A 26,279-nucleotide genomic window follows, 5' to 3' on the forward strand; every position below is an offset into this window, starting at 1 on the left:
GGTGAAGTCGTAACAAGGTAGCCGTAGGGGAACCTGCGGCTGGATCACCTCCTTAATCGACGACATCAGCTGCTCCATAAGTTCCCACACGAATTGCTTGATTCATTGAAGAAGACGATTTAAAGCAGCCCGAAATTGGGTCTGTAGCTCAGTTGGTTAGAGCGCACCCCTGATAAGGGTGAGGTCGGCAGTTCGAATCTGCCCAGACCCACCAATTTTGTTGTGTGGGAAACGCCTGTAGAAATATGGGGCCATAGCTCAGCTGGGAGAGCGCCTGCCTTGCACGCAGGAGGTCAACGGTTCGATCCCGTTTGGCTCCACCACTACTGCTTCTGTTTGTTGAAAGCTTAAAATGAGCATTTCCTTCGCATGAAGGCTAAATGTTGATTTCTAGTCTTTGATTAGATCGTTCTTTAAAAATTTGGGTATGTGATAGAAAGATAGACTGAACAACACTTTCACTGGTGTTGGATCAGGCTAAGGTAAAATTTGTGAGTAGCTCTTAATTGAGCAATGCATGCGAATTTTCGGCGAATGTCGTCTTCACAGTATAACCAGATTGCTTGGGGTTATATGGTCAAGTGAAGAAGCGCATACGGTGGATGCCTTGGCAGTCAGAGGCGATGAAAGACGTGGTAGCCTGCGAAAAGCTTCGGGGAGTCGGCAAACAGACTTTGATCCGGAGATGTCTGAATGGGGGAACCCACCTAACATAAGTTAGGTATCTTAAGCTGAATACATAGGCTTAAGAAGCGAACCAGGGGAACTGAAACATCTAAGTACCCTGAGGAAAAGAAATCAACCGAGATTCCCTTAGTAGTGGCGAGCGAACGGGGACTAGCCCTTAAGTGGCTTTGAGATTAGCGGAACGCTCTGGAAAGTGCGGCCATAGTGGGTGATAGCCCTGTACGCGAAAATCTCTTAGTCATGAAATCGAGTAGGACGGAGCACGAGAAACTTTGTCTGAATATGGGGGGACCATCCTCCAAGGCTAAATACTACTGACTGACCGATAGTGAACTAGTACCGTGAGGGAAAGGCGAAAAGAACCCCGGAGAGGGGAGTGAAATAGATCCTGAAACCGTATGCGTACAAGCAGTGGGAGCCTACTTTGTTAGGTGACTGCGTACCTTTTGTATAATGGGTCAGCGACTTATTTTCAGTGGCGAGCTTAACCGAATAGGGGAGGCGTAGCGAAAGCGAGTCTTAATAGGGCGTCTAGTCGCTGGGAATAGACCCGAAACCGGGCGATCTATCCATGGGCAGGTTGAAGGTTGGGTAACACTAACTGGAGGACCGAACCGACTACCGTTGAAAAGTTAGCGGATGACCTGTGGATCGGAGTGAAAGGCTAATCAAGCTCGGAGATAGCTGGTTCTCCTCGAAAGCTATTTAGGTAGCGCCTCATGTATCACTGTAGGGGGTAGAGCACTGTTTCGGCTAGGGGGTCATCCCGACTTACCAAACCGATGCAAACTCCGAATACCTACAAGTGCCGAGCATGGGAGACACACGGCGGGTGCTAACGTCCGTCGTGAAAAGGGAAACAACCCAGACCGTCAGCTAAGGTCCCAAAGTTATGGTTAAGTGGGAAACGATGTGGGAAGGCTTAGACAGCTAGGAGGTTGGCTTAGAAGCAGCCACCCTTTAAAGAAAGCGTAATAGCTCACTAGTCGAGTCGGCCTGCGCGGAAGATGTAACGGGGCTCAAACCATACACCGAAGCTACGGGTATCACTTAGGTGATGCGGTAGAGGAGCGTTCTGTAAGCCTGTGAAGGTGAGTTGAGAAGCTTGCTGGAGGTATCAGAAGTGCGAATGCTGACATGAGTAACGACAATGGGTGTGAAAAACACCCACGCCGAAAGACCAAGGTTTCCTGCGCAACGTTAATCGACGCAGGGTTAGTCGGTCCCTAAGGCGAGGCTGAAAAGCGTAGTCGATGGAAAACAGGTTAATATTCCTGTACTTCTGGTTATTGCGATGGAGGGACGGAGAAGGCTAGGCCAGCTTGGCGTTGGTTGTCCAAGTTTAAGGTGGTAGGCTGGAATCTTAGGTAAATCCGGGATTCTAAGGCCGAGAGCTGATGACGAGTGTTCTTTTAGAACACGAAGTGGTTGATGCCATGCTTCCAAGAAAAGCTTCTAAGCTTCAGGTAACCAGGAACCGTACCCCAAACCGACACAGGTGGTTGGGTAGAGAATACCAAGGCGCTTGAGAGAACTCGGGTGAAGGAACTAGGCAAAATGGCACCGTAACTTCGGGAGAAGGTGCGCCGGTGAGGGTGAAGCATTTACTGCGTAAGCCCATGCCGGTCGAAGATACCAGGCCGCTGCGACTGTTTATTAAAAACACAGCACTCTGCAAACACGAAAGTGGACGTATAGGGTGTGACGCCTGCCCGGTGCCGGAAGGTTAATTGATGGGGTTAGCTAACGCGAAGCTCTTGATCGAAGCCCCGGTAAACGGCGGCCGTAACTATAACGGTCCTAAGGTAGCGAAATTCCTTGTCGGGTAAGTTCCGACCTGCACGAATGGCGTAACGATGGCGGCGCTGTCTCCACCCGAGACTCAGTGAAATTGAAATCGCTGTGAAGATGCAGTGTATCCGCGGCTAGACGGAAAGACCCCGTGAACCTTTACTATAGCTTTGCACTGGACTTTGAATTTGCTTGTGTAGGATAGGTGGGAGGCTTTGAAGCGTGGACGCCAGTTCGCGTGGAGCCAACCTTGAAATACCACCCTGGCAACTTTGAGGTTCTAACTCAGGTCCGTTATCCGGATCGAGGACAGTGTATGGTGGGTAGTTTGACTGGGGCGGTCTCCTCCTAAAGAGTAACGGAGGAGTACGAAGGTGCGCTCAGACCGGTCGGAAATCGGTCGTAGAGTATAAAGGCAAAAGCGCGCTTGACTGCGAGACAGACACGTCGAGCAGGTACGAAAGTAGGTCTTAGTGATCCGGTGGTTCTGTATGGAAGGGCCATCGCTCAACGGATAAAAGGTACTCCGGGGATAACAGGCTGATACCGCCCAAGAGTTCATATCGACGGCGGTGTTTGGCACCTCGATGTCGGCTCATCACATCCTGGGGCTGAAGCCGGTCCCAAGGGTATGGCTGTTCGCCATTTAAAGTGGTACGCGAGCTGGGTTTAGAACGTCGTGAGACAGTTCGGTCCCTATCTGCCGTGGACGTTTGAGATTTGAGAGGGGCTGCTCCTAGTACGAGAGGACCGGAGTGGACGAACCTCTGGTGTTCCGGTTGTCACGCCAGTGGCATTGCCGGGTAGCTATGTTCGGAATAGATAACCGCTGAAAGCATCTAAGCGGGAAACTAGCCTCAAGATGAGATCTCACTGGGACCTTGAGTCCCCTGAAGGGCCGTCGAAGACTACGACGTTGATAGGTTGGGTGTGTAAGCGCTGTGAGGCGTTGAGCTAACCAATACTAATTGCCCGTGAGGCTTGACCATATAACACCCAAGCAATTTGCTTGCTCGTAAGAGCACCAGATTGCGGTGTGTGAAGACGCAATGAACCGAAAGTTCGCCAGCAACACACAAATCTATTACATACCCAATTTGCTGAAGCGAGGCCATCAGGTCACGACTCAGTACCCGAATTTCTTGACGACCATAGAGCATTGGAACCACCTGATCCCATCCCGAACTCAGCAGTGAAACGATGCATCGCCGATGGTAGTGTGGGGTTTCCCCATGTGAGAGTAGGTCATCGTCAAGATTAAATTCCGAAACCCCTATCTGCGTATGCAGGTAGGGGTTTTGTTTTTGTCCGCTGTTTGTAGGATGCTGCACACATGCCCGAGCCGATACCGATCAAGGACCACGAGCAGGAAACGCGCCTGGTCAACAAGCGACTGATGGCCTGCGCCTTGTTAGTCGCCGCCATTACCTGCGCCTTGGTCGTGCGCCTGTACGTCCTGCAGGTACTCGAATTCGACTACAACTCGACGATCTCCGAAAACAACCGCGTGCACGTACTGCCGATCACCCCCTCCAGAGGGCTGATCTACGATCGCAACGGCGTGGTCCTGGCAGACAACCGCCCCAGCTTCAACCTCACCATCACTCGCGAACGGGCCTCCGATATCAAAGGGGAGCTGGACGAAGTGGTCAACCTCCTGCATTTGCCCGCCGAAGACCGAACCCTGTTCGACAAGGCCATGAAGCAGGCCCGCCATCCGTTCGTTCCCGTCACGCTGTTCTACGAACTCAGCGAAGAACAGATCGCGGTACTGGCCGTGAACGAGTTCCGTCTGCCAGGGATCGACGTCGAGCCGCAGTTCGTTCGTCACTACCCGATGGGCGCGCACTTCGCCCATTCGATCGGCTATGTCGGCCGTATCAACGAGAAAGAATCCAAAGTCCTGGACTCGGTGGAATACCGCGGCACCCAGTCCATCGGCAAGACCGGCATAGAGAAATTCTACGAGTCGCAATTGCACGGCCACGTCGGTTACGAAGAAGTCGAAACCAACGCCCAGGGCCGGGTGCTGCGCGTGCTCAAGCACACCGATCCGATCCCCGGCAAAAACATCGTCCTGAGCCTCGACGTCAAACTCCAGGAAGCCGCCGAGGCAGCGTTGGGTGATCGTCGCGGTTCAGTGGTCGCGCTCGACCCGTCGACCGGCGACGTGTTGGCCATGGTCAGCAAGCCAAGCTTCGACCCGAATTTGTTTGTGACGGGCATCAGCTTCAAGGAATACGCGGCGCTGCACGATTCCATCGACCGGCCGCTGTTCAACCGCGTGCTGCGCGGCCTCTATGCCCCCGGCTCGACCATCAAGCCGGAAGTGGCGATCGCCGGTCTCGATGCCGGTGTGGTCACCCCGCAGACCCGCGTCTACGATCCGGGTTATTACCAGTTGCCGGACTTCGATCACAAATACCGCAACTGGAACCACAGCGGCGATGGCTGGGTGGACATGGACGCGGCGATCATGCGCTCCAACGACACCTACTTCTATGACCTGGCCCACAAGCTGGGCATCGATCGCCTGCACGACTACATGGCCATGTTCGGCCTGGGCGAGAAGGTCTCGCTGGACATGTTCGAAGAGTCTGCCGGGCTGATGCCTTCCCAGGCCTGGAAGCGCGCCACACGTCGACAACCCTGGTTCCCCGGCGAAACGGTGATCCTCGGCATCGGCCAGGGCTACATGCAGGTCACGCCACTGCAACTGGCCCAGGCCACTGCGTTGATCGCCAACAAGGGCGTCTGGAACCGGCCGCACCTGGCCATGACGGTGGATGGCATCGCCCCGGTGGATGAGCATCCGATGCCGAACATCCTGCTCAAGGACCCCCGTGACTGGGAGCAGGTCAACCACGGCATGCAGATGGTGATGCACGACGCGCGCGGGATTGCCCGGGCGGCAGCGGCGGGCGCGCAATACCGCATCGCCGGCAAGAGTGGCACTGCGCAGGTGGTGGCGATCAAGCAGGGCGAGCGCTACAACCGCGCGAAAACCCTGGAACGTAACCGCGATAACGCCTTGTTCGTCGGCTTCGCGCCGGCCGAGCATCCAAAGATCGTCATCTCGGTGATGATCGAAAACGGCGAGGCCGGTGGTCGCGTTGCCGGTCCCGTGGTGCGGCAGATCATGGACGCCTGGCTGCTCGATCAGGACGGTCACCTGAAGCCGCAATACGCCACGCCGAGCAAAAAGCCCGGCGACCCGCACGTCTGAATGATAGTTGAGACACAAGCGCCATAAGGCACTTGCCATCGCCCTGACGTTAACGTAAAGATTGCGCCAGGGCGCTGAACTTGAAGATGCGCAAAGCGGACCGCTCCGGAGCGCTTGATGACGCTGATAAAAACCACTCCACCCAAGCTGCACCGCGAAGCCCGGCTGGCCCGGGAAAAACTCCATCTCGAGGGCGAAGTCCCGGATGGAGTGTTGCGGGCGGAAATCGATGCCTCGTGGCGACGCAGCCTCAGCCACGGTGTGCATTTCAATGCCAAGCACGAACTGGCGCTGGGGTCGGGCGCGAGTCTCGACGTGCTGTTGGCGAGCAACCGCCTGCTGATCGACGCCGCGTTGCCGGCGATCGATTACCTGGCCGAGCGCCAGGGCAAGGAAGGGCTGATCATCCTCGCCAACTCCGATGCCACCATCCTGGCCGTCGAAGGGCGCGCCGATCGCCTCAAGGGCAGCGGCCTGCAAGACATCACCCTCGGCGCCTGCTGGAGCGAAGCCGTCCGCGGCACCAATGCCCTGGGCACCGCGCTGGTGGAAGCCCGGCCAACAATGATCGATTGCGGCGAACATTACCTCGATCGCCTGAGCGATTTCTCCTGCACTTCGGTGCCGATCCATTGCCCCCAAGGGGACATCCTCGGCGTGCTCGACCTGACCCGCGAAGGCCCGCTCGGCCGGGTCCATGACAGCACCGCGCTGCTGGCCATGGCCGTCAGCCAGATCGAAAGCCGCATCTTCAACTCAAGCTATCCGGACGAAATCGTCCTGGCATTCCACAGCCGTCGGCAATACCTCGAATCCCCCTGGCAAGGCCTGCTGGCGGTGAGCCTTGGCGGGCAGATTCTCGCGGTCAGTGCCCAGGCCTGCCAGTTGCTGCGTGCCGAACGTTCGGTGCTGGTCGGTCGACGCTGCGAAGAGTTTCTGGGCGTCGACGGCTTGCAATTGCTATCGCGCCTGCACCAGGGCGGGGTCGGCAGTCTGCAGACCGCCAAAGGCGAATTCTTCTACAAGACCCTGCGCGCGCCGCAGCGCTCGATCAACGTCAGCACGCCCCCGCGCACCACCGCCAAGACCGCCAAACCGCAACCGGACCTCGAATCCCTGGCCGGCAGTAACGTCCGTTATGCCCGGGCCTTGCGCATGGCCCGCCAGGGCCTGGCGAATGAACTGCCGGTGTTGCTGCTGGGCGAAACCGGTACCGGCAAGGAAGTCATTGCCCGTGCCTTGCACATGGCCGGCACCCGCTGCGATAAACCCTTCGTCGCGGTGAACTGCGCGGCGATCCCCGAAGGCCTGATCGAGTCCGAACTGTTTGGCTACCGTGAAGGCGCGTTCACCGGCTCCCGGCGTGGCGGCATGATCGGGCGTCTGCAACAGGCCCACGGCGGCACCTTGTTCCTCGACGAAATCGGCGACATGCCATTGGCCCTGCAAGCACGTCTGTTGCGCGTGCTACAGGACCGCAAAGTCGCCCCGCTGGGGGCTGGCGAAGAGCAAGACATCGACGTCGCACTGATCTGCGCCACCCACCGCGACCTCAAGCGCCTTGTGGAAGAAAAGCACTTCCGTGAAGATCTGTTCTACCGGGTCAACGGCATCAGCGTGATGCTTCCTGCCCTGCGCGAACGCGACGACTTCAGCGGCCTGGTCGCGCGCTTGCTGACCAAACTCGACGCGCCGACGGTGCTTCTGCATGACGACCTGAACCGCTTGCTCGGCGCCTATCACTGGCCGGGCAACATCCGCCAGCTGGAGATGGTCCTGCGCACCGCGTTGGCCATGCGTGAACCGGGCGATATGGTGCTTACCCTCGATCACTTGCCCGACAGCATGCTCGACGAGCTGACCGCCACCGAACGCCCTCAGTCGGGGAGCATTCGCGAAAATGAACTGGAGCTGATTCGCCAGTCCCTGGACACTCATCAAGGCAACGTCTCGGCCGCCGCCGACGCCCTGGGCATCAGCCGCGCGACCCTGTATCGCAAGCTCAAACAGTTGCGCTCGTGATGCAGCGCCTGATCGTTCGGCTGATCGACAGCCAGAACCCCGCAGCGCTGCAAGCGGCGTTGCGCTGGCTCTACAGCTTTGTGCGCCCCCATCGGCTGGCGATTGCCGGGCTGCTCGGCCTGTCGGCCTGTGCCTCGGCGCTGGTGCTGGTGCAACCCTGGCTGACCAAGTTGCTGATCGACGATGGCCTGTTGGCGCGCAACTTTCCCATGCTGGTGCTGATCGCCGGGCTGATGATCGTGGCCGGGCTACTCGGCACGCTGCTGTCGGGCATCAATCGATACCTGCACACGCGGCTGTCCGGGCGAATACTGTTTGCCCTGCGCGACGATCTTTATCGGCATTTGCAAACCCTGTCGCCGAACTTCTACGGCCAGCGCCGCATCGGTGACCTGATGTCCCGCCTCGATGGCGACGTCGCGGAGATCCAGCGCTTTGCCGTGGACTCGCTGTTTTCGGCGGTGTCGAGCGTGATCGGCCTGGTGGTCGCGGTGGCGATGCTGGTGACCCTGTCGTGGGAACTCTCGTTGCTGGCACTGGTGCTGATTCCTCTGGACGTGCTCTGGCTGCGCTGGATGCGGCGCAAGGTCGAACGGGATGTGCGGCAGTTGCGCGAGCGCTCTGCGGACATGTCCTCGTTCATGGTCGAGACCTTGCCGGTGATGAAATTCATCCAGTCCGCCGGTCAGCAGCAGCGTGAAGCGCGACGGCTGGAAACCCTGGGCCAGGGCTATATGAGCCAATTGCTGCGACTGCAAGTCACCGAGTTTTTCACTCAGGCGGTGCCGGGCACCCTGACTTCATTGTCGCGAGCCTGTGCGTTTTTGATTGGCGGCTACTGGGTGGTGCAGGGGACCTGGCAACTGGGGGCGCTGATCGCGTTTTCCACCTACCTGGGCATGGCGGTGGGCCCGGTGCAGAGTCTGCTGGGCCTGTATGTCGCGATTCAACGGATGACCGTCAGCCTCGGGCGGGTCATGGAGTTGCGCGGTGAAGAGCCGACGGTGCTGACACCCGTTACGCCACAGCCGATGCCGAGCTCCGGCGAGCTGCGTTTCGACGACGTGCACTTCAGCCATCCTGGTCGCCCCTCGACCTTGCGCGGCATCGATGCGCGTATCCCCTATGGCTTGAAAGTCGCCCTGAGCGGTGGCTCCGGGGTCGGTAAATCGACCCTGATCGACCTGCTGCAACGGCATCACGATCCGCAATCGGGCCGGGTGTTGCTGGGGGAGGTCGACTTGCGGGAACTGGACCTGTTCCAGCTGCGGCGGCGAATTGCCGTGGTCAGTCAGGACATCGTGCTATTTCGCGGCAGCCTCGCCGACAACCTGGCCTACGCCGTACCGGATGCCAGTCGCGAAGCGATCGCCGAAGTGGCGCGGCTGGCGCAACTCGACAGCCTGATCGCATCCTTGCCCGAAGGCCTCGACAGTCCATTGGGCGAGCGCGGCCAACAATTGTCCGGCGGGCAGAAACAACGTATCGCCATTGCCCGGGCGTTGTTGCAGGATCCGCTGATCCTGGTGCTGGACGAGGCCACCTCGGCGGTGGATGAAGCCACCGAGCGTGAAGTGATCGAGGCCATCGACCGTCTGTTTGCCGGTCGTACGCGCATCCTGATCAGCCATCGCCCCTCGACCCTGGCCGATGCCGACCTGCGCTTTGAATTGCTTGACGGCGTACTGACGTCGAAAACGGTGCTGCATGAAACCTGAGTTGCGCATTGGCGTGGTGGACAGTGGGCACTCGGCGGCGCAGCGGGTGCAGGTGGTCGCCGGACGGCGATTCTCGTTACTTGAGGACGGCCTGGCGGAAAGTGACCTGCGCGACGATCCGCTCGGCCACGGCAGCGCCGTGATCGAGGCCATCGGTCGGCGGGCGCCGGCGGCGGTGTTTTGCGTGGCCCAGGTGTTCGACCAGCGGGGTGTCACCAGCGCCTTGCAGATCGCCTCGGCCATTGATTGGCTGGTGGCGCAGGACGTGCGCCTGATCAATCTCAGCCTGGGCCTGCGCCAGGATCGCAGCCTGTTGCGCGAAGCCTGCGCCGCGGCGGTGGCGCGGGGCATTCTGCTGTGTGCGTCCAGTCCGGCCCAAGGCGAGGGGGTGTTCCCGGCGAATTATCCACAGGTGCTGCGGGTCACCGGCGATGCGCGGTGCGCCGAGTCGGAATGGTCGTGGCTCGACAGCGCCCAGGCGGATTTTGCGGCCTGTGTGCATGGGACGTATCCGGGGCAGTCCGGCGCCAGCCTGGGGTGTGCAGCCTTGAGCGGGCACATTGCCAGTTTTTTGGTGGCGCATCCCGAAGCGAACAACCCTCAGGTCATCGAATGGTTGCGCGAAAACGCCCGATATCGCGGCCCTGAACGGCGAAGCGGCCCATGACGGCGATTGTCATTCTCGGCGCCGGCCCGGCGGGAGCGGCCGTTGCGCTGGGGCTGCGGCGGCTCGGTTATCCGGTAACACTGGTCAGCGAGTGGCGCCGCTTTGCCGCGCTGGAAGGCGTGTCCGTGCGGGTGCTCGAGGCATTGCGGGGGGCGGGGCTCAATCAGGCGTTGGCGGATGCGGCCATGCCTTCCCAGCGCCAGGTGTCGTGGAACGGCCAGCAGCATGCGCAAAACATCGAATATCTGGTGGATCGCCCGAGCTTTGATCGAGGCTTGCGCGAGGACCTGCGCCTGGCGGGTGTCGAACTCATCGAGGCCCGGGTGTTGACGGTGCACCCGTCGTCGGCGGGACATCGGATCGAGCTCGAAGGGCGTCCGACGTTGCTGGCGGATTTTCTGGTGGAGGCCCGGGGCCGTCAGGCGCCCGCGCTTGGCAAAGGCCTGCGCGGGCCGGAGACGGTCAGCCTGCTCAATCGCTGGCAAGGCGCACCCGGCACCACCGCCAGCGCGGTGGAAAGTCTGGAGGACGGCTGGGCCTGGATGGCGCGGCGGGCCGACGGCCAGTGCTACTGGCAATGGACGGTTGACGTCGCCAGCGCCGGGTTGCCAGGCAAGGCGCAACTGCTCGATTACTGTCGTCAGCGGCGCCAGGCTTCGGCGTTGGCTCGGGCGTTTTTTGCGGCGGGGCCCGAGAACGATCTACAGCTGCATGCCCGCAGCAGCACGGCGATTCTGAGCCCACAGGTTTGTGACGCTCACTGGATTCGCGTCGGTGATGCGGCAATGGCGGTGGATCCACTGTCTGGCAACGGGATTTTTCAGTCGCTGTCGTCGGCGTTACAGGCGCCGACGGTGATCAACACGCTGTTGCGAAAACCTGAACGAGCGGCGCTGGCGCAACGATTTCATCAGCAGCGGGTCGAGCAATTGTTTTTGCGATTTGCGCGAATCGGGCGCGATTTTTATGCGGATGAGCAGCGTTGGTCCGGGCGACCGTTCTGGCAGGCGCGGCGACAGTGGCCGGATACCGTGGTCGCTCATGCCGAGGCGGATTTTCAAGCGCTGAGGATCGAGCGCGCGCCGGTACTCAGGGATGGCTTTGTCGATGAGGCCGAGGTGGTGATCACAGCCGATCAGCCATTGGGCATCTGGCATGTGCAAGGGATCGAGTTGGCGCCATTGGTGCGGCGGTTGCGAACAGAGCCGGCGGAGCAGGCGTTGGCGGGGTTGACGGCGGACCAGGGGCGGGTGGTACGCAGTTGGTTGCTGGCTCAGGGATTCAAACCCTGACCTTTGCATGCGCATTGGAGGCGTCACGTCCTGGACTGCCTGTAAAGGGTGAACGATCCGGGCCAGGCAGAAACATCGAACCCGGCACCGCCACGACTGTCTGCTCCCTATATCATCGAATTCTTCGTACAAGGAGACGCTCGCATGCCCGAAGCATTGACCCTCAACCAACGTATCGTCCTGGCATCGCGCCCGACAGGCGCGCCGACGCCGGAAAATTTCCGCCTGGAAAGGCAAGCGCTGCCGGACCTGGCCGACGGTCAGGTGCTGCTCAAGACCCTTTATCTGTCGCTGGACCCCTACATGCGCGGGCGCATGAGTGATGCGCCATCCTACGCCGCACCTGTGGAAATCGGCGAAGTGATGACCGGTGGGGCCGTCAGCCGGGTCGAGCACTCGCTGAATCCGAAATTCCACGCAGGTGATCTGGTGGTCGGCGCCACCGGCTGGCAGAGCCACAGCATCAGCGACGGTCGTAACATCATGCCGGTACCTTCCGGGCTGCCGAGTCCGTCGATGGCGCTGGGTGTGCTGGGCATGCCGGGTATGACCGCTTACATGGGCCTGATGGACATCGGCCAGCCCAAGGCCGGCGAAACCCTGGTGGTCGCGGCGGCATCCGGTGCGGTGGGATCGGTGGTTGGCCAGGTGGCGAAGATCAAAGGCCTGCGCGTGGTCGGCGTGGCCGGCGGTGAGAAAAAGTGCCGTTATGTGGTTGACGAACTGGGCTTCGATGCCTGTATCGATCACAAGAGCGCCCGTTTCGCCGAGGAGCTGGCCAACGCCTGCCCCGACGGCATCGACATCTACTACGAGAACGTCGGCGGCAAGGTGTTCGATGCGGTATTGCCGCTGCTCAACCCCAAGGCGCGGATTCCGCTCTGCGGCCTGATTGCTTCGTACAACGCTCACGAGGCACCCACCGGCCCGGATCAACTGCCGCTACTGCAGCGCACCGTGCTGACCAAACGGGTGCGGATTCAGGGCTTCATCGTGTTCGACGATTACGGCGACCGTCAGCCGGAGTTCGTCAGTGCCATGGCGCCCTGGGTGCGCGACGGCAAGGTGAAATTCCGCGAGGATGTGGTCGATGGCCTGGAGAATGCGCCCGAGGCCTTCATCGGTCTGCTGGAAGGGCGCAACTTCGGCAAACTGGTGGTTCGGGTCGCGCAGGCCGAGTAATTGACCCTGCCATTTGACGCTGCTATTTGACGCTCAAGGGGAGGCGCGGGTATAAACCGCGTCTCGTTGTTTTGTCGGACTTTTCCCCATGAGCTTCAGCCCACTGATTCGCCAACTGATCGATGCCCTGCGAATTTTGCCCGGTGTCGGTCAGAAAACTGCCCAACGCATGGCGTTGCAGCTGCTCGAGCGGGATCGCAGCGGTGGCTCGCGCCTGGCCCTGGCACTGAGCCAGGCCATGGAAGGCGTTGGCCACTGCCGGCTGTGCCGCACGCTGACTGAAGACGATCTGTGCCCGCAATGCGCCGATACCCGTCGCGACGACACCTTGCTCTGCGTGGTGGAAGGACCGATGGATGTCTATGCAGTGGAACAGACGGGCTTTCGTGGGCGCTACTTCGTGCTCAAGGGCCACCTGTCGCCTCTCGACGGCCTGGGCCCGGAAGCCATCGGTATTCCGCAACTGCTGGCGCGAATTGAAGAAGCGGGCACGTTCACTGAGGTTATCCTCGCCACCAACCCGACGGTTGAAGGTGAAGCCACGGCGCACTACATCGCCCAGTTGCTCAGCAACAAGGGCCTGATCGCCTCGCGCATCGCCCATGGCGTGCCCTTGGGGGGCGAGCTGGAACTGGTCGATGGCGGGACGTTGGCGCATTCGTTTGCGGGGCGTAAGCCCATTACTCTGTAGCGTTCGCACGGACGCCTTCGCGGGCAAGCCCGCTCCCACAGAGTCCATTGGTGTACGCAAAATCTGCGAACACCCTTGATCCCTGTGGGAGCGGGCTTGCTCGCGAAGGCGTCGGCGCAGGCAACGCGCTACTTATCGTCCAGCGCAAACTGCGTCAGGCAAAAAGTAGGAATCCCCATATCTTCCAGCCGCTGCGACCCACCCAGCTCCGGCAGATCAATAATCGCTGCCGCCTCATGCACCCGCGCACCCATGCGCCGAATCAGGTTCGCCGCCGCAATCAGCGTACCGCCAGTGGCAATCAGGTCATCGAACATCACCACCGCATCGCCTTCACACAGGCTGTCGGCGTGGACCTCGAGGAAGGCTTCGCCGTATTCGGTCGCATACCCCTCGGCCAGCACGTCGGCGGGCAGCTTGCCTTGCTTGCGGAACAACACCAGCGGCTTGTTCAACTGATAGGCCAGCACCGAACCGATCAGGAAGCCACGGGCGTCCATCGCCCCGATGTGGGTGAAATCCGCTTCGACATAACGGTGGGCGAAGCTGTCCATCACCAGGCGCAGGGCCGTGGGTGACTGGAACAACGGGGTGATGTCGCGAAAGATCACGCCTGGCTTGGGGAAGTCGATCACGGGGCGGATCAGGGATTTGATGTCGAAAGAATCGAAGGCCATTGTCGGAGAATCCTGGCAGGCTGCAAACATCGCAGTATAACGGCGGCTGAGCCCTTTCGCTCAGCCGCAAATGTCACCGTCAGCCTTCGAGCGAGCCGCCGGCCAAGGCGCACAGCTGGATCGGGTCGAGGATATGAATTTCCTTGCCTTCGGCGGCGATCAGTTCGTTTTGCTGAAAGCGCGTGAACACCCGGGAAACGGTTTCCACCGCCAGCCCCAGATAGTTGCCGATTTCGTTGCGCGACATGCTCAGGCGGAACTGATTGGCCGAAAAACCCCGGGCGCGAAAGCGTGCCGAGAGGTTGACCAGGAACGTCGCGATACGCTCATCGGCGGTTTTCTTCGACAACAGCAACATCATTTGCTGATCGTCACGGATCTCGCGGCTCATGACGCGCATCAATTGTCGGCGCAGTTGCGGCAGTTGCAGCGCCAGCTCGTCGAGGCGCTCGAACGGAATTTCACAGACCGAGGTGGTTTCCAGCGCTTGCGCCGAGACCGGGTGTTTTTCGGTGTCCATGCCCGACAAGCCGACCAGTTCACTCGGCAAATGGAAACCGGTGAGCTGCTCTTCGCCGCCATCGCTCAGGCTGAAGGTCTTCAAGGCGCCGGCGCGAACTGCATAAACGGAATCGAATGTGTCGCCCTGACGGAACAGGAACTCGCCCTTTTTCAGCGGGCGGCCACGTTTGACGATTTCGTCCAGCGCCTCCATGTCTTCCAGATTCAGAGAAAGTGGCAGGCAGAGGGGGGCCAGGCTGCAATCCTTGCAATGGGCCTGGCTTTGAGCGCGCAGTTTTACTGGCTCGGACATTTCTTCAATCCTTGTGGGAAAAAACACACATAAGCCGTAAGGGTAACTCACGGGAGGACATTCAAGCCAGCGCCTGGCGATTTTGTCGCAGCGTTTAAATTACCCGTGAAAATCGCTGGCGATTCTGCTCGCCCAGATAGGCGTCGAACACCATGCACACTGAACGCACCAGCAACCGCCCCGCGGGCAGCACGCTGATTTTTTCGTTATCGATTTCGATCAGGCCATCACCGGCCATTATCTGCAGTTGGGGCCACAGATCGGCAAAGTAACCTTGAAAGTCGATATTGAAGTCGTGTTCGATCCTGGCGAATTCCAGGCTGAAGTGGCAAATCAATTGCTGGATGACGGCCCGACGCAGGCGATCGTCGGCGTTGCACAGCAGACCGCGATTGGTGGCCGGTTGCACGCAGGCCAGCGCGTTCTGATACTGATTCAGGTCGCTGCTGTTCTGGCAGTACAGGTCGCCGATCTGGCTGATGGCCGAAACGCCGAGGCCGATCAGGTCGCAGTGACCGTGGGTGGTGTAGCCCTGGAAATTGCGTTGCAGGGTCGATTCTTCCTGGGCTATCGCCAGTTCATCGTCGGGGAGCGCGAAGTGATCCATGCCGATGTAGCGGTAACCGGCGGCGGTCAGTTGTTGGATAGTGCCCTGCAGCATCTCCAGTTTCTGCGCCGGTGTCGGCAGTTCGTCGCTGTTGATGCGACGCTGGGGCATGAAGCGTTCCGGCAGGTGGGCATAGTTGAACACCGAGAGCCGGTCGGGTTGCAGCGCGATGACTTCGTCGACCGTGCGCGCGAAGTTCTCGGGTGTCTGTCTCGGCAATCCATAGATGAGGTCAATGTTGATCGAGCGAAATTGCAGGGTGCGGGCGGCGTCGATCACCGCGCGGGTCTGTTCCAGGCTTTGCAAGCGATTCACCGCCCGTTGCACCGCCGGATCGAGGTCCTGCAGGCCGATGCTGACACGATTGAACCCCAGCTCACGCAACAGGCCCATGGTCGACCAATCGGCTTCGCGAGGGTCGATCTCGATGCCGTAGTCGCCGGAATCATCGTCCAGCAAGTTGAAGCTTTTGCGCAACCGGGCCATCAACTGGCGCAGTTCGTCGTGACTGAGAAAAGTCGGCGTGCCACCACCGAAATGCAGCTGCTCGACTTTCTGCGCCGGGTCCAGGTGGCAGGCGATCAGCTGGATTTCCTGTTCCAGACGCTGCAAATAAGGCAGGGCCCGGCCGCGGTCCTTGGTGATGACTTTGTTACAGGCGCAGTAGTAGCAAATGTTCGCGCAGAAGGGCACATGCACATAGAGCGACAACGGACGCTGGGCCTTGCGGCTGTCACGCAGGGCATGGAACAGGTCGAAGCTGCCGACATGACCGTCGAACTGCAGGGCGGTGGGATAGGAGGTGTAGCGCGGTCCCGCCAGGTCATAGCGGCGGATCAGATCGGTGTCCCAACGAATGGCGTCGAGCATCATGCGGGCATTCCCCCGGATAGGCTGGCTGTGGTGGCGAGTCTAGGGGCGGCGGAGTGGGGGCATCTTGATTTGTATCAAAGGTAGAGATCTGTGGTGTCAGTGAGGGCCTCTTCGCGGGCAAGCCCGCTCCCACAGGATTTTGGATTGCCTCAGTTCTGTGTTCCAAACAAAGATCCTGTGGGAGCGGGCTTGCCCGCGATGGGGCCACCGCCGATCTAATGCCCCATGAGCCAATGCTGATGCGGCCCAGGCAAGGTCCAGATACCAAACAGCATCACCAGCAACCCACCGGCCACACGTACGCTGCGCTTGCGCAACAACGCTGTGACCCGCTCGGCCGCCAGCCCCGTGGCCAGCAGCACCGGCCAGGTGCCCAGCCCGAACGCGAGCATCAGCAGTGCACTGTCCAGCGCATTGCCCTGACTCGCCGACCACAGCAGCGTGCTGTAGACCAGACCGCAGGGCAGCCAGCCCCAGAGCGCGCCCAGCAGCAATGCGCGGGGCAGGCTCGACACCGGCAGCAATTTGTTGGCAACCGGCTGGATGTGCCGCCACAAGCCGCGACCGAGGCTTTCGATGCGGGTCAGGCCGCTCCACCACCCGGCCAGGTACAGGCCCATGGCGATCAGCAATAACCCGGCGATGACGCGCATGAACATCGCGGCCGGGCTGTTGGCCACCGCCCAGCCGGCCAGTCCGATCAGCAGGCCGGCGGCGGCATAGCTGAGAATTCGTCCCAGGTTATAGGCCAGCAGCAACCGAAAGCGTCGGCTGCGCTGCTCCTGGGGAATCGCCAGGGTCAGCGCGCCCATCAAGCCGCCGCACATCCCCAGGCAATGACCACCACCGAGCAGGCCAAGAATCACCGCAGACACCAGCAGGGGCGCCAACTCAAGCATGCGGAGGCGCCTTGTCGTCCGGTTTGGCCGGATGGCCGCCGGCCTCGTCGACCGCCGCCTGGTGATTGGGGTCCTGATCGTCGAACAGGATGCTGTGGGCCGGGCCGTCCAGATCGTCGTACTGACCGCTGTCGACCGCCCAGAAGAAAATGTAGATCGCAATGGCCACGATCAGCAGCGCGGCCGGGATCATCACGTAGAGAGCTGGCATGGGTCACTCCATGCCCGCGCGGCTCAGGCCGGCAGCGGGCGGGTTTGTGGCGTGGCGCTGGCGGCGGGCGCGCTCGGCAGGCGAGTCAGGCGCAGGGCGTTCAGCACCACGGTCAACGAACTGATGGACATGCCGACCGCGGCCCATACCGGGGTGATCCAGCCGAGGGCGGCGAAGGGCAACATGAGGCCATTGTACAGCCCGGCCCACAGCAGGTTCTCGATGATTACCCGACGGGTGCGCCGGGCCAGGCTGAAAGCTTGCACCAGTGCATCGAGCCGGTTGGACAGCAACACCGCATCGGCACTGGTCTTGGCCAGGTCCGTCGCCGACCCCATCGCCACGCTGATGTCGGCGGCGGCCAGCACCGGCACGTCGTTGACCCCGTCACCGAGCATCAACACCTTGCGACCTTCCTTGTGCAGTTGTTGCAAGACCTGCAATTTATCGTCCGGACGCAAACCGCCACGGGCTTCGTCGATGCCCAGTTCAGCCGCGACGCTGGCCACCATCGGCGAACTGTCGCCGGACAGCAGCAACGTGCGCCAGCCCCGGGCCTTGCACGCGGCGAGCAGCGCGGGGGCGTCGCTGCGCAAACGGTCGTCGAGGACAAACCATGCCAGCGGCCCCTGGTGGTTGCCGAGCAGCAACCATTGGCCGGCTTCGTCCGGCATGGCGGGCACGGCGGCACCACTGAGTTCGCAGACAAATCCCGGTTGGCCGATACGCAAACGTTGTTCACCGACCATTCCCTGGAGGCCGAGGCCCGGCGTACTGTGGACTTCTTCAGCGGCCAGCGGCGCCCGGCCGAAAGCGCGGGCGATCGGGTGTTCGGAACGGTTTTCCAGGGCGGCGGCGAGGCTCAGGCATTCATCGCTGTCGAGCGCGCCGAGCGGGCGGATCGAGCGCAGCGCCAGGCGGCCTTCTGTGAGGGTGCCGGTCTTGTCGAAAATCACCGTGTCGATCTGGTTCAGGCCTTCCAGCACATGACCGCGCGTCAGCAACAGGCCAAGTCTATGCAGCGTTCCGGTGGCGGCGGTGAGGGCGGTCGGCGTGGCCAGGGACAAGGCGCAAGGGCAAGTCGCAACCAGCATCGCCAGCACGATCCAGAACGCCCGTGACGAATCCAGTTCCCACCACACCAGACCGATGACGGCCGCGGCAATCAGCGACAGCAGCAGGAACCACTGCGCGGCGCGGTCGGCAATTTCCGCCAGGCGCGGCTTTTCGGCCTGGGCACGGTCCAGCAGGCGGACGATGGCGGACAATCGGGTGTCCTGGCCGAGGGCCAGCACTTGCACGGTCAATGCGCCCTCGACGTTCAGGGTGCCAGCGGTGACCGCATCGCCCGGCAGCCGTGACTGCGGCAGGTATTCTCCGGTGAGCAGGGATTCGTCGATGCTCGACTGGCCGTCGAGGATTTTGCCATCCGCCGGGAGGATCGCACCGGGATGCACCAGCACCTGATCGCCCACGCGCAATTCGCTGAGCAGGATGCGCTCGCTCTGGCCGTCAGCACTCAGGCGCAGGCAAGATGCGGGCAACAGATTGACCAGCTGCGCGGTGGCAGCGGCGGTACGTTCCCGGGCGCGGCGTTCCAGGTAGCGTCCGGCCAGCAGGAACAGCGCGAACATGCCGACGGCATCGAAGTACAGTTCGCCGACCCCGGTGATCGAGGTCCAGATCCCGGCGATGTAGGCGCTGCCGATCGCCAGCGATACCGAAACGTCCATGGTCAGGTGCCGGGTGCGCAGGTCGCGCAGGGCGCCCTTGAAGAAGGGCGCGCAACTGTAGAACACGATCGGCGTGGTGAGGAACAGTGCGACCCAGCGCAGGATGGTGTGCAGCTCGGGGCTGAGGTCGATATTGAATTCCGGCCAGGTGGCCATGGTCGCCATCATCGCCTGGAACCACAGCAGGCCGGCGACCCCGAGCTGGCGCAGGGCCAGGCGGTTTTCACTGGCCAGTTGTTCGCTGGCACGGTCGGCTTGATAAGGGTGTGCGGCGTAACCGATGTGGCGCAATTCGCTCAGTACCCGGCTCAGCGGCAATTGCCCGTCGGCCCAGCGTACGTGCAGGCGATGATTGGACAGGTTCAGGCGCGCTTCGGCCACCGCCGGCAAGCCACGCAGGTGTTTCTCGATCAGCCAGCCGCAGGCGGCGCAGCTGATGCCTTCCATCAATAACGTGGTTTCGGCGAGCTCGCCTTCGTGGCGAACGAAGGGTTTCTGCACGTCGGCGCGGTCGTACAACGCCAGCTCGTCCACCAGTTGCACGGGCAAGGCTTCGGGGTTGGCCGAGGCTTCGCTGCGATGCTGGTAATAGCTTTCAAGGCCCCCGGCGACAATCGCCTCGGCCACGGCCTGGCAACCCGGGCAACAGAACTCGCGGGTTTCACCGAGGACGGCAGCGGTGAAGCGGCTGCCGGCCGGGACGGGCAGGGCGCAGTGGTAGCAGGGGAGTGGCGTGGTGGTCATGGAATTATCACTAGTACCGCAGATCTCTATCGTTGGATAGGGCCTCTTCGCGGGCAAGCCCGCTCCCACATTTGATCGGTGTCGTACACAACATTTGTGTCCACCGCAGATCCACTGTGGGAGCGGGCTTGCCCGCGAATGCGCAAAGCGCAGGTTTTTACTTCTTCAGGTCTTCCGCGCCCTGCAGCGGCTCGTCACCCAGCAGCAGATCCTTGTCATGACTGACCTGTTCTTCCTCGAACATGCGCCAGGTTTTCCCATCCTGCACACCCAGCAACTCCACGAAGCGGCGGCCGTCGACCTTGTCGCTCACCTGGCCGATGTAGCGGCCCTGTTCGGTTTCGCTGCGGGCGAGGGTGATCTTGCGATCCTTCTCCGGCTGGGTCGGCGAGATCAGGTTCAGCTCCAGGGTGTCCGGTGCGCTGTTGCCGTCCAGGCGTACATCGACTTCGCCGGTCACGCCATCCAGGTGGACGCTGGCGCGCAACAGCAGGGTCTGGGCCAGCAGTTCACGGTCCAGCGAACGGTTGATGCCCTTGCCGGCCTCGTAGTAGTTATCGTTGACCAGGTTGTCCGGGTTGTTCACCGCGATGGTCACCATGGACAAGGTCAGCGCTACCGAGCAGGCGAGGATGGCGATGATGATCCACGGCCAAAGGTGCTTGTACCAGGGACTTGTGGCATTTGCTGCGGGCATGGTCACTTCTCTCAACGAATTTGTGGGCCGATGAACCGGCTCTTGGCTTCAACGTGGATGCTGGCGTCATCGGCGTCCTTGAGGATGAACTTCACCTCGTTGGTACTCGACGGCAGTTGTTCCGGTGCGCTGGACAACTCCACCGGCTGGCTGAAAATCTCCCCGGCGGCGACTTTGATTTCACGCTTGCCTTGCAGCTTGAGGTCCGGCAGGCCAGAGGCTTCCAGCAGGTAGGTGTGGTCGCGCTGGTCCTTGTTCATGATCTTCAGGCTGTAGACGTTTTCGATCCGGCCTTCGGCGTTCTCGCGGTACAGCACCCGATCCTTGCTGACATCGAAGCCGACCAGCGAACGCATGAAGAACGCGGTCACCAGCAAGGCGATCATCGCCAGCAGCACCGTGGCATAGCCGATCAGGCGGGGACGCAGTTTATTGGTTTTTTGCCCGGACAGGTTGTGCTCGGTGGTGTAGCTGATCAGGCCCCGGGGATAATCCATCTTGTCCATGATGCTGTCGCAGGCATCGATGCAGGCTGCACAGCCAATGCATTCGACCTGCAGGCCATCGCGGATATCGATACCGGTCGGGCAGACCTGGACGCACATGGTGCAGTCGATGCAATCGCCCAGGCCCATGGCTTTGTAGTCGACGCCTTTCTTGCGCGGGCCACGGGATTCGCCACGGCGCGGGTCGTAGGAAACGATCAGGGTGTCCTTGTCGAACATCACGCTCTGGAAGCGTGCGTACGGGCACATGTAGATGCACACCTGTTCACGCAGCCAGCCGGCGTTGCCATAGGTGGCGAGGGTGAAGAAACCGACCCAGAAGTAGGACCAGCCATCGGCTGCGCCAGTGAAGAAGTCGATGGTCAATTCGCGGATCGGCGAGAAGTAGCCGACGAAGGTCATGCCCGTCACGAAGCCGATCAACAGCCACATTGCGTGTTTGCTGAACTTGCGCAGGAACTTGTTGGCGCTCATCGGCGCCTTGTCGAGCTTGATGCGCTGGTTGCGGTCGCCTTCGGTAACCTTCTCGCACCACATGAAAATCCAGGTCCAGACACTCTGCGGGCAGGTATAGCCACACCAGACCCGTCCGGCATATACGGTGATGAAAAACAGGCCGAAGGCGCTGACGATCAGAATCCCCGAGAGCAGGATGAAGTCCTGGGGCCAGAAGGTCGCACCAAAAATGAAGAACTTGCGCTCCGGCAGGTTCCACCAGACGGCCTGGTGGCCACCCCAATTGAGCCAGACCGTACCGAAATACAGCAGGAACAGCCCGGCACCGCCCATCATCCGCAGGTTGCGGAACAGCCCGGTGAAGGCGCGGGTGTAGATCTTTTCCCGAGAGGCGTAGAGGTCGACGGTGCTGTTGGTGTTTTTGGCAGGCGGGGTAACGTCGTGTACCGGAATCTGGTTGCTCATCATTGCATCCCACGGCAGTGGAAAAATGCCCCGGTCAGTACATGCCGACCGCGGTCAAAAAGGGTGTAGCAGTGGCGCAATGATACGCCTGTCGCTCTGGGTCAAGGGTGCGACCTTTGGTCGCGTTGGGGGAAGGGCGAGGATGGTGTAGCAGATGTAACAAATCATGATCCAGATCAATTGACTATAGACGATCCATGAAACACCTCTCCCGAGATGCTGCCTGGATCGCAGAGACTCTTTGACGCTGCAAAGCGTCAGAGCACCATTCCTCCTCCCAGGCTATCCAGCCCGCTTTCTCTTTTTCTATCGACAGCTTCGACGGATTCGACAGCGTCGACAGTTTCAGTGGCGGGTTTTGTGTTTTCGCTGCCAGGGGGCGTACCGTCAACATCGTCGTCAGCGTAAATGAAATCCTCGTAGGATTGCCCACAGTCGTGATCAGACTCTCGCATATAGTTCTTCCTTGAAATATATCTTCGAATGGTGGCCCTCACGTTTTGCTTGTCAGGGTGAAAAGAGAAGCTACAGCTCGCTGAAATTCGCGTCTATCGAGCATTCGTCTCAAATCATTAATGCCTCGAAATGCAAACGGCCCCGCCAACTCTCATTGGCGGGGCCGTTCTTTTACATCAAACGTTACTGGGCATCTTCCGCCGGAGCCTTCTCACCGTGAGACAGGCTGTAGACGTAAGCGGCCAGCAGGTGGACCTTGTCGTTGCCTTGCAGCTGTTCTTGCGCAGGCATCTGGCCCTGACGGCCGTAACGGATGGTCTGCTGCAGCTGAGCGAAGCTCGAGCCGTAGATGAACGCACCCGGGTGGGTCAGGTCAGGGGCGCCCATGGCCGGGGTCCCTTTGCCTGCCGGACCGTGGCAGGCCACGCAGTTGGCGGCGAACAGTTTCTGCCCGGCAACCGGGTCGGCCTTGGTGCCTTCCGGCAGTTTGCGGCCATCGAGGTTGGTCAGCACGAACGCGGCCACGTCGGCCACGCCTTGCTCGCCAATCACTTCGGACCAGGCCGGCATCACGGCGTGACGACCGCCCATGATGGTGGTCTTGATGGTTTCCGCTTCGCCGCCCCAGCGCCAGTCGGCGTCGGTCAGGTTAGGGAAGCCATAGGCGCCCTTGGCGTCGGAACCGTGGCAGACCGAGCAGTTGGAGGCGAACAGGCGGCCACCCATCTTCAGGGCTTGCGGGTCCTTGGCCACTTCTTCGATAGGCATGGACGAGAACTTGGCGAAGATCGGGCCGAACCTGGCGTCCGACTTGGCCATTTCCTTTTCCCACTCGTGAACGCCGGTCCAGCCGGTCTGGCCGTTGGCGAACGCGGTCTGCTTCTCGTTATCCAGGTAGTTGTAACCCGGCAGCAGGCCTTTCCAGTTGCCCAGGCCCGGATACAGCACCAGATACCCCAGGGCGAAGATGATGGTGCCCACGAACAGCATGAACCACCATTTTGGCAGCGGATTGTCGTACTCCTCGATCCCGTCGAAGGAGTGGCCAACCGTTTCTTCGGTGGCTTCGCTGCGCTGGCCCTTGCGGGTCGACAGCAGCAGCCAGGTCAGGGCGAAGATGGTGCCGAGACTGAGGACTGTGACGTACAGACTCCAGAACGTAGTCATTCTTTGTTACTCCTAGAAGCTTGCTCGACGTGCTTGATGGCTTCGGGATCATCCGCGAAAGGCAGCAAGGTCGCGTCTTCAAACTCCGACTTGCGCTTGGGGCTGAATACCCACAACGCCAGACCGATGAAGGCCACCATCACGACAACGGTGCCCAGGCCACGAATCATCCCGATATCCATCTAAATCACCGTTTGCTTTTGATGATGGTGCCCAGGCCTTGCAGATAGGCCACCAGCGCGTCCATTTCGGTTTTGCCCTTCACGGCATCCTGTGCACCGGCGATGTCTTCGTCGGTGTAAGGGACGCCGAGCGTGCGCAAGACTTCCATTTTCTTGGCGGTGTCTTTGCCGTCGAGCTTGTTTTCCACGAGGAACGGGTAGGCCGGCATTTTCGACTCGGGCACTACGTTGCGCGGGTTGTACAAATGCGCACGCTGCCAGTCATCGGAGTAACGACCGCCGACACGGGCCAGGTCCGGACCGGTACGCTTGGAACCCCACAGGAACGGGTGGTCCCAGACGCTTTCACCGGCGACCGAGTAGTGGCCGTAACGTTCGGTTTCAGCACGGAACGGGCGGATCATCTGCGAGTGGCAGCCGACACAACCGTTGGCGATGTAGATGTCGCGACCTTCCAGTTCAAGGGCGGTACGGGGCTTCATGCCTTCGACCGGCTTGTTGGTGACGTCCTGGAAAAACAGCGGAACGATCTGTGTCAGGCCGCCGATGCTGACGGCGATAACCATGAAGAAGGCCAGCAGGCCAATATTCTTCTCGACTGCTTCATGCTTCATCAGTGAGCTCCAACTACAGCAATCTGTTCAGCAGCTTTGGCTTCAACCGGGTTCGAGGCACGTACGGTACGCCATACGTTGTAGGCCATGAACAGCATGCCGCTGGCAAAGAACGCACCGCCCAGGGCGCGAACGATGAAACCGGGGTGGCTGGCTTGCAGCGCTTCGACGAACGAGTAGGTGAGGGTGCCGTCGTCGTTGATTGCACGCCACATCAGGCCCTGGGTGATGCCGTTGACCCACATCGAAGCGATGTACAGCACGGTACCGATGGTCGCGAGCCAGAAGTGGGCGTTGATCAAGCCGATGCTGTGCATCTGCGCGCGACCGAACAGTTTCGGGATCATGTGGTAGATCGCGCCGATCGAGATCATGGCTACCCAACCAAGAGCGCCGGCGTGTACGTGGCCGATGGTCCAGTCGGTGTAGTGCGACAGCGAGTTGACGGTCTTGATGGCCATCATCGGGCCTTCGAAGGTCGACATGCCGTAGAACGCCAGCGATACCACGAGGAAGCGCAGGATCGGGTCGGTGCGCAGCTTATGCCAGGCGCCCGAGAGGGTCATCATGCCGTTGATCATGCCGCCCCAGCTGGGTGCCAGCAGGATGATCGACATGGCCATGCCCAGGGACTGAGCCCAGTCCGGCAATGCGGTGTAGTGCAGGTGGTGCGGACCGGCCCAGATGTACAAGGTGATCAGCGCCCAGAAGTGCACGATCGACAGGCGATAGGAGTAGATCGGACGCTCGGCCTGCTTCGGAACGAAGTAGTACATCATCCCCAGGAAGCCGGTGGTCAGGAAGAAACCGACCGCGTTGTGACCGTACCACCACTGGATCATCGCATCCGTCGCACCCGAATAGGCCGAGTAGGACTTGAAGAAGCTGACCGGCAGCGACGCGTGGTTGACGATGTGCAGCATCGCCGTCACGACGATGAAGGCACCGTAGAACCAGTTACCCACGTAGATATGCTTGGTATTGCGCTTGGTGATGGTGCCGAAGAACACCAGACCGTAGGTGACCCAGACAATGGCCAGCAGAATAGCCAGGGGCCATTCCAGTTCCGCGTATTCCTTGGTGGTGGTGTAACCCAGCGGCAAGGTAATGATCGCGCCGACGATCACCGCCTGCCATCCCCAGAAGGTGAAGGCGGCGAGGCTGTCGGAAATCAGTCGCGTTTGGCAGGTTCGCTGCACGACGTAATAAGAAGTGGCAAACAGTGCACAACCACCGAAGGCGAAAATCACCAGGTTGGTGTGCAACGGGCGCAGGCGTCCAAAGCTCGTCCATGGCAGACCGAAGTTCAACTCCGGCCAGACCAGTTGCGAGGCGATGAAGACACCGAGCCCCATGCCAAGGATCCCCCAGACCACCGTCATGATGGCGAACTGGCGGACTACCTTATAGTTATAAGCAGTCGGACTGATTGCTGTGCTCATTCTAAGGTTCCACGGTTTGGGTGTTTTATTAGGAGTAAAAATCGGCCGCAAGTATGTAGAAAGCGGGGGGTCATTGCAACGCGCCATGACCAGGGTCAATGCTTTCAAAAGCTGATTCTGCGGCCTTTCCATGCGCCACGTAAGGACAAAATTGCCCCCGGACAAAATACCCCTGTACAGGAATGGGATGAGGGGATCAGGTCAGTTGTAACGGGGCGTGTTCAAAATGACGATGCGGCGGCTGATGGCATTTGGCACGACAGCCGGTATCTACCAGCCTTTGCGGCCTGTCATCGAGCAAATTCGTCGAACACATCGGGTAAGGTCGACCTGGAGCCGGCTTATGCCAGTCCGCATCGGGGGAAGCTTAGACCCGAATCCGGGGAACCGAAAGGAGGACTTAGGGAGGGTGCGACAATGGGTCGCAAAGGGGGCAGGGAACTGCCGCATCCGGGAGAAT

19 protein-coding genes, 2 tRNA genes and 3 rRNA genes (1 of these 24 only partly in view) are annotated in these 26,279 nt (G+C 60.5%); 12 read left to right on the forward strand and 12 right to left on the reverse strand.

The annotated features are described in order from the left end of the window. The 12 genes from PMA3_RS07425 to recR all read left to right on the forward strand — a co-directional run. Positions 1-55 (forward strand): 16S ribosomal RNA (locus PMA3_RS07425) (it extends 1,484 nt beyond the left edge of the window). An 82-nt stretch (positions 56-137) separates the two neighbouring features. Continuing rightward, positions 138-214: transfer RNA gene (locus tag PMA3_RS07430), tRNA-Ile, on the forward strand. A gap of 33 nt (positions 215-247) precedes the next feature. Continuing rightward, positions 248-323 (forward strand) — tRNA-Ala (locus tag PMA3_RS07435). Positions 324-575: 252 nt separating this feature from the next. After that, a 23S ribosomal RNA gene (locus tag PMA3_RS07440) occupies positions 576-3,467 on the forward strand. Positions 3,468-3,619: 152 nt separating this feature from the next. After that, positions 3,620-3,735: ribosomal RNA gene (gene rrf / locus PMA3_RS07445) — 5S ribosomal RNA — on the forward strand. Together the 16S, 23S and 5S rRNA genes with 2 tRNA genes alongside form the textbook arrangement of a ribosomal RNA operon. A gap of 76 nt (positions 3,736-3,811) precedes the next feature. Continuing rightward, positions 3,812-5,704: a penicillin-binding protein 2 gene (mrdA, locus tag PMA3_RS07450; RefSeq protein ID WP_064676553.1), complete on the forward strand. Its 1,893-nt coding sequence runs from the start codon at positions 3,812-3,814 to the stop codon at positions 5,702-5,704. Between the two features lie 117 nt (positions 5,705-5,821). Then, a complete protein-coding gene (locus PMA3_RS07455) occupies positions 5,822-7,726 on the forward strand; it encodes a sigma-54-dependent Fis family transcriptional regulator (protein WP_064676554.1) in 1,905 nt (634 codons plus the stop codon). After that, positions 7,726-9,444 (forward strand): ABC transporter ATP-binding protein, encoded by a 1,719-nt coding sequence (locus PMA3_RS07460; protein WP_064676555.1) that lies wholly within the window; start codon positions 7,726-7,728, stop codon positions 9,442-9,444. The genes PMA3_RS07455 and PMA3_RS07460 overlap by 1 nt, the downstream gene beginning before the upstream one ends. Next, a complete protein-coding gene (qhpE, locus tag PMA3_RS07465) occupies positions 9,434-10,111 on the forward strand; it encodes a subtilisin-like serine protease QhpE (RefSeq protein ID WP_064676556.1) in 678 nt (225 codons plus the stop codon). The genes PMA3_RS07460 and qhpE overlap by 11 nt, the downstream gene beginning before the upstream one ends. Then, entirely contained in the window at positions 10,108-11,403 is a 1,296-nt protein-coding gene (gene qhpG, locus PMA3_RS07470; RefSeq protein ID WP_064676557.1) for a flavin-dependent monooxygenase QhpG, read from the forward strand. The genes qhpE and qhpG overlap by 4 nt, the downstream gene beginning before the upstream one ends. Positions 11,404-11,547: 144 nt before the next feature. After that, a complete protein-coding gene (locus PMA3_RS07475) occupies positions 11,548-12,585 on the forward strand; it encodes an NADP-dependent oxidoreductase (protein ID WP_064676558.1) in 1,038 nt (345 codons plus the stop codon). Positions 12,586-12,673: 88 nt separating this feature from the next. Beyond that, entirely contained in the window at positions 12,674-13,276 is a 603-nt protein-coding gene (gene recR / locus PMA3_RS07480; protein ID WP_064676559.1) for a recombination mediator RecR, read from the forward strand. Between the two features lie 128 nt (positions 13,277-13,404). On the opposite strand, the gene PMA3_RS07485 is transcribed toward recR, so the two are convergent. The 12 genes from PMA3_RS07485 to ccoN all read right to left on the reverse strand — a co-directional run bounded on the left by PMA3_RS07485 (position 13,405) and on the right by ccoN (position 25,819). Then, positions 13,405-13,953, reverse strand: coding sequence for an adenine phosphoribosyltransferase (locus PMA3_RS07485; protein ID WP_064676560.1), 549 nt, complete (start codon positions 13,951-13,953; stop codon positions 13,405-13,407). Between the two features lie 79 nt (positions 13,954-14,032). Further along, on the reverse strand, positions 14,033-14,767 hold the full coding sequence (gene fnr, locus PMA3_RS07490; protein ID WP_064676561.1) for a fumarate/nitrate reduction transcriptional regulator Fnr: 735 nt from the start codon (positions 14,765-14,767) through the stop codon (positions 14,033-14,035). 94 nt (positions 14,768-14,861) lie between these two features. Further along, positions 14,862-16,244: an oxygen-independent coproporphyrinogen III oxidase gene (hemN, locus tag PMA3_RS07495; protein ID WP_064680631.1), complete on the reverse strand. Its 1,383-nt coding sequence runs from the start codon at positions 16,242-16,244 to the stop codon at positions 14,862-14,864. A gap of 218 nt (positions 16,245-16,462) precedes the next feature. After that, the gene (locus PMA3_RS07500; protein ID WP_064676562.1) at positions 16,463-17,146 is read right to left on the reverse strand and encodes a sulfite exporter TauE/SafE family protein; all 684 of its coding nucleotides are present in this window, start codon (positions 17,144-17,146) and stop codon (positions 16,463-16,465) included. Beyond that, entirely contained in the window at positions 17,139-17,357 is a 219-nt protein-coding gene (gene ccoS / locus PMA3_RS07505) for a cbb3-type cytochrome oxidase assembly protein CcoS (RefSeq protein WP_064676563.1), read from the reverse strand. Before ccoS ends, PMA3_RS07500 begins: the two co-directional genes overlap by 8 nt. A gap of 23 nt (positions 17,358-17,380) precedes the next feature. Beyond that, complete coding sequence (locus tag PMA3_RS07510) at positions 17,381-19,834, reverse strand: heavy metal translocating P-type ATPase (RefSeq protein ID WP_064676564.1); 2,454 nt, start codon at positions 19,832-19,834, stop codon at positions 17,381-17,383. Between the two features lie 157 nt (positions 19,835-19,991). Next, positions 19,992-20,531 carry a FixH family protein gene (locus tag PMA3_RS07515; protein ID WP_064676565.1) on the reverse strand — a complete coding sequence of 180 codons (540 nt, stop codon included), beginning with the start codon at positions 20,529-20,531 and terminating at the stop codon, positions 19,992-19,994. Between the two features lie 11 nt (positions 20,532-20,542). After that, positions 20,543-21,958 carry a cytochrome c oxidase accessory protein CcoG gene (gene ccoG, locus PMA3_RS07520; RefSeq protein WP_064676566.1) on the reverse strand — a complete coding sequence of 472 codons (1,416 nt, stop codon included), beginning with the start codon at positions 21,956-21,958 and terminating at the stop codon, positions 20,543-20,545. 639 nt (positions 21,959-22,597) lie between these two features. Next, on the reverse strand, positions 22,598-23,581 hold the full coding sequence (gene ccoP / locus PMA3_RS07530; RefSeq protein WP_064676568.1) for a cytochrome-c oxidase, cbb3-type subunit III: 984 nt from the start codon (positions 23,579-23,581) through the stop codon (positions 22,598-22,600). Next, the gene (locus tag PMA3_RS07535; RefSeq protein ID WP_003175465.1) at positions 23,578-23,763 is read right to left on the reverse strand and encodes a CcoQ/FixQ family Cbb3-type cytochrome c oxidase assembly chaperone; all 186 of its coding nucleotides are present in this window, start codon (positions 23,761-23,763) and stop codon (positions 23,578-23,580) included. The genes ccoP and PMA3_RS07535 overlap by 4 nt, the downstream gene beginning before the upstream one ends. Before the next feature lie 5 nt (positions 23,764-23,768). Continuing rightward, entirely contained in the window at positions 23,769-24,377 is a 609-nt protein-coding gene (gene ccoO, locus PMA3_RS07540; RefSeq protein WP_017337535.1) for a cytochrome-c oxidase, cbb3-type subunit II, read from the reverse strand. After that, positions 24,377-25,819, reverse strand: a complete 1,443-nt coding sequence (ccoN, locus tag PMA3_RS07545; protein ID WP_064676569.1) for a cytochrome-c oxidase, cbb3-type subunit I — start codon at positions 25,817-25,819, stop codon at positions 24,377-24,379. Before ccoN ends, ccoO begins: the two co-directional genes overlap by 1 nt. Positions 25,820-26,279: the final 460 nt, after the last annotated feature.

This window comes from Pseudomonas silesiensis, assembly GCF_001661075.1.
GTDB classification, from domain to species: domain Bacteria; phylum Pseudomonadota; class Gammaproteobacteria; order Pseudomonadales; family Pseudomonadaceae; genus Aquipseudomonas; species Aquipseudomonas silesiensis.

Bases quoted from the DNA above. Each gene is read 5' to 3' on its own strand.
- mrdA (WP_064676553.1), top strand. From the start codon at position 3,812: ATGCCCGAGCCGATACCGATCAAGGACCACGAGCAGGAAACGCGCCTG.
- ccoO (WP_017337535.1), bottom strand. From the start codon at position 24,377: ATGAAGCATGAAGCAGTCGAGAAGAATATTGGCCTGCTGGCCTTCTTC.
- hemN (WP_064680631.1), bottom strand. From the start codon at position 16,244: ATGCTCGACGCCATTCGTTGGGACACCGATCTGATCCGCCGCTATGAC.
- PMA3_RS07455 (WP_064676554.1), top strand. From the start codon at position 5,822: ATGACGCTGATAAAAACCACTCCACCCAAGCTGCACCGCGAAGCCCGG.
- ccoG (WP_064676566.1), bottom strand. From the start codon at position 21,958: ATGAGCAACCAGATTCCGGTACACGACGTTACCCCGCCTGCCAAAAAC.
- ccoN (WP_064676569.1), bottom strand. From the start codon at position 25,819: ATGAGCACAGCAATCAGTCCGACTGCTTATAACTATAAGGTAGTCCGC.
- PMA3_RS07460 (WP_064676555.1), top strand. From the start codon at position 7,726: ATGCAGCGCCTGATCGTTCGGCTGATCGACAGCCAGAACCCCGCAGCG.
- PMA3_RS07510 (WP_064676564.1), bottom strand. From the start codon at position 19,834: ATGACCACCACGCCACTCCCCTGCTACCACTGCGCCCTGCCCGTCCCG.
- ccoS (WP_064676563.1), bottom strand. From the start codon at position 17,357: ATGCCAGCTCTCTACGTGATGATCCCGGCCGCGCTGCTGATCGTGGCC.
- recR (WP_064676559.1), top strand. From the start codon at position 12,674: ATGAGCTTCAGCCCACTGATTCGCCAACTGATCGATGCCCTGCGAATT.
- PMA3_RS07535 (WP_003175465.1), bottom strand. From the start codon at position 23,763: ATGGATATCGGGATGATTCGTGGCCTGGGCACCGTTGTCGTGATGGTG.
- qhpE (WP_064676556.1), top strand. From the start codon at position 9,434: ATGAAACCTGAGTTGCGCATTGGCGTGGTGGACAGTGGGCACTCGGCG.
- qhpG (WP_064676557.1), top strand. From the start codon at position 10,108: ATGACGGCGATTGTCATTCTCGGCGCCGGCCCGGCGGGAGCGGCCGTT.
- PMA3_RS07475 (WP_064676558.1), top strand. From the start codon at position 11,548: ATGCCCGAAGCATTGACCCTCAACCAACGTATCGTCCTGGCATCGCGC.
- fnr (WP_064676561.1), bottom strand. From the start codon at position 14,767: ATGTCCGAGCCAGTAAAACTGCGCGCTCAAAGCCAGGCCCATTGCAAG.
- PMA3_RS07515 (WP_064676565.1), bottom strand. From the start codon at position 20,531: ATGCCCGCAGCAAATGCCACAAGTCCCTGGTACAAGCACCTTTGGCCG.
- ccoP (WP_064676568.1), bottom strand. From the start codon at position 23,581: ATGACTACGTTCTGGAGTCTGTACGTCACAGTCCTCAGTCTCGGCACC.
- PMA3_RS07500 (WP_064676562.1), bottom strand. From the start codon at position 17,146: ATGCTTGAGTTGGCGCCCCTGCTGGTGTCTGCGGTGATTCTTGGCCTG.
- PMA3_RS07485 (WP_064676560.1), bottom strand. From the start codon at position 13,953: ATGGCCTTCGATTCTTTCGACATCAAATCCCTGATCCGCCCCGTGATC.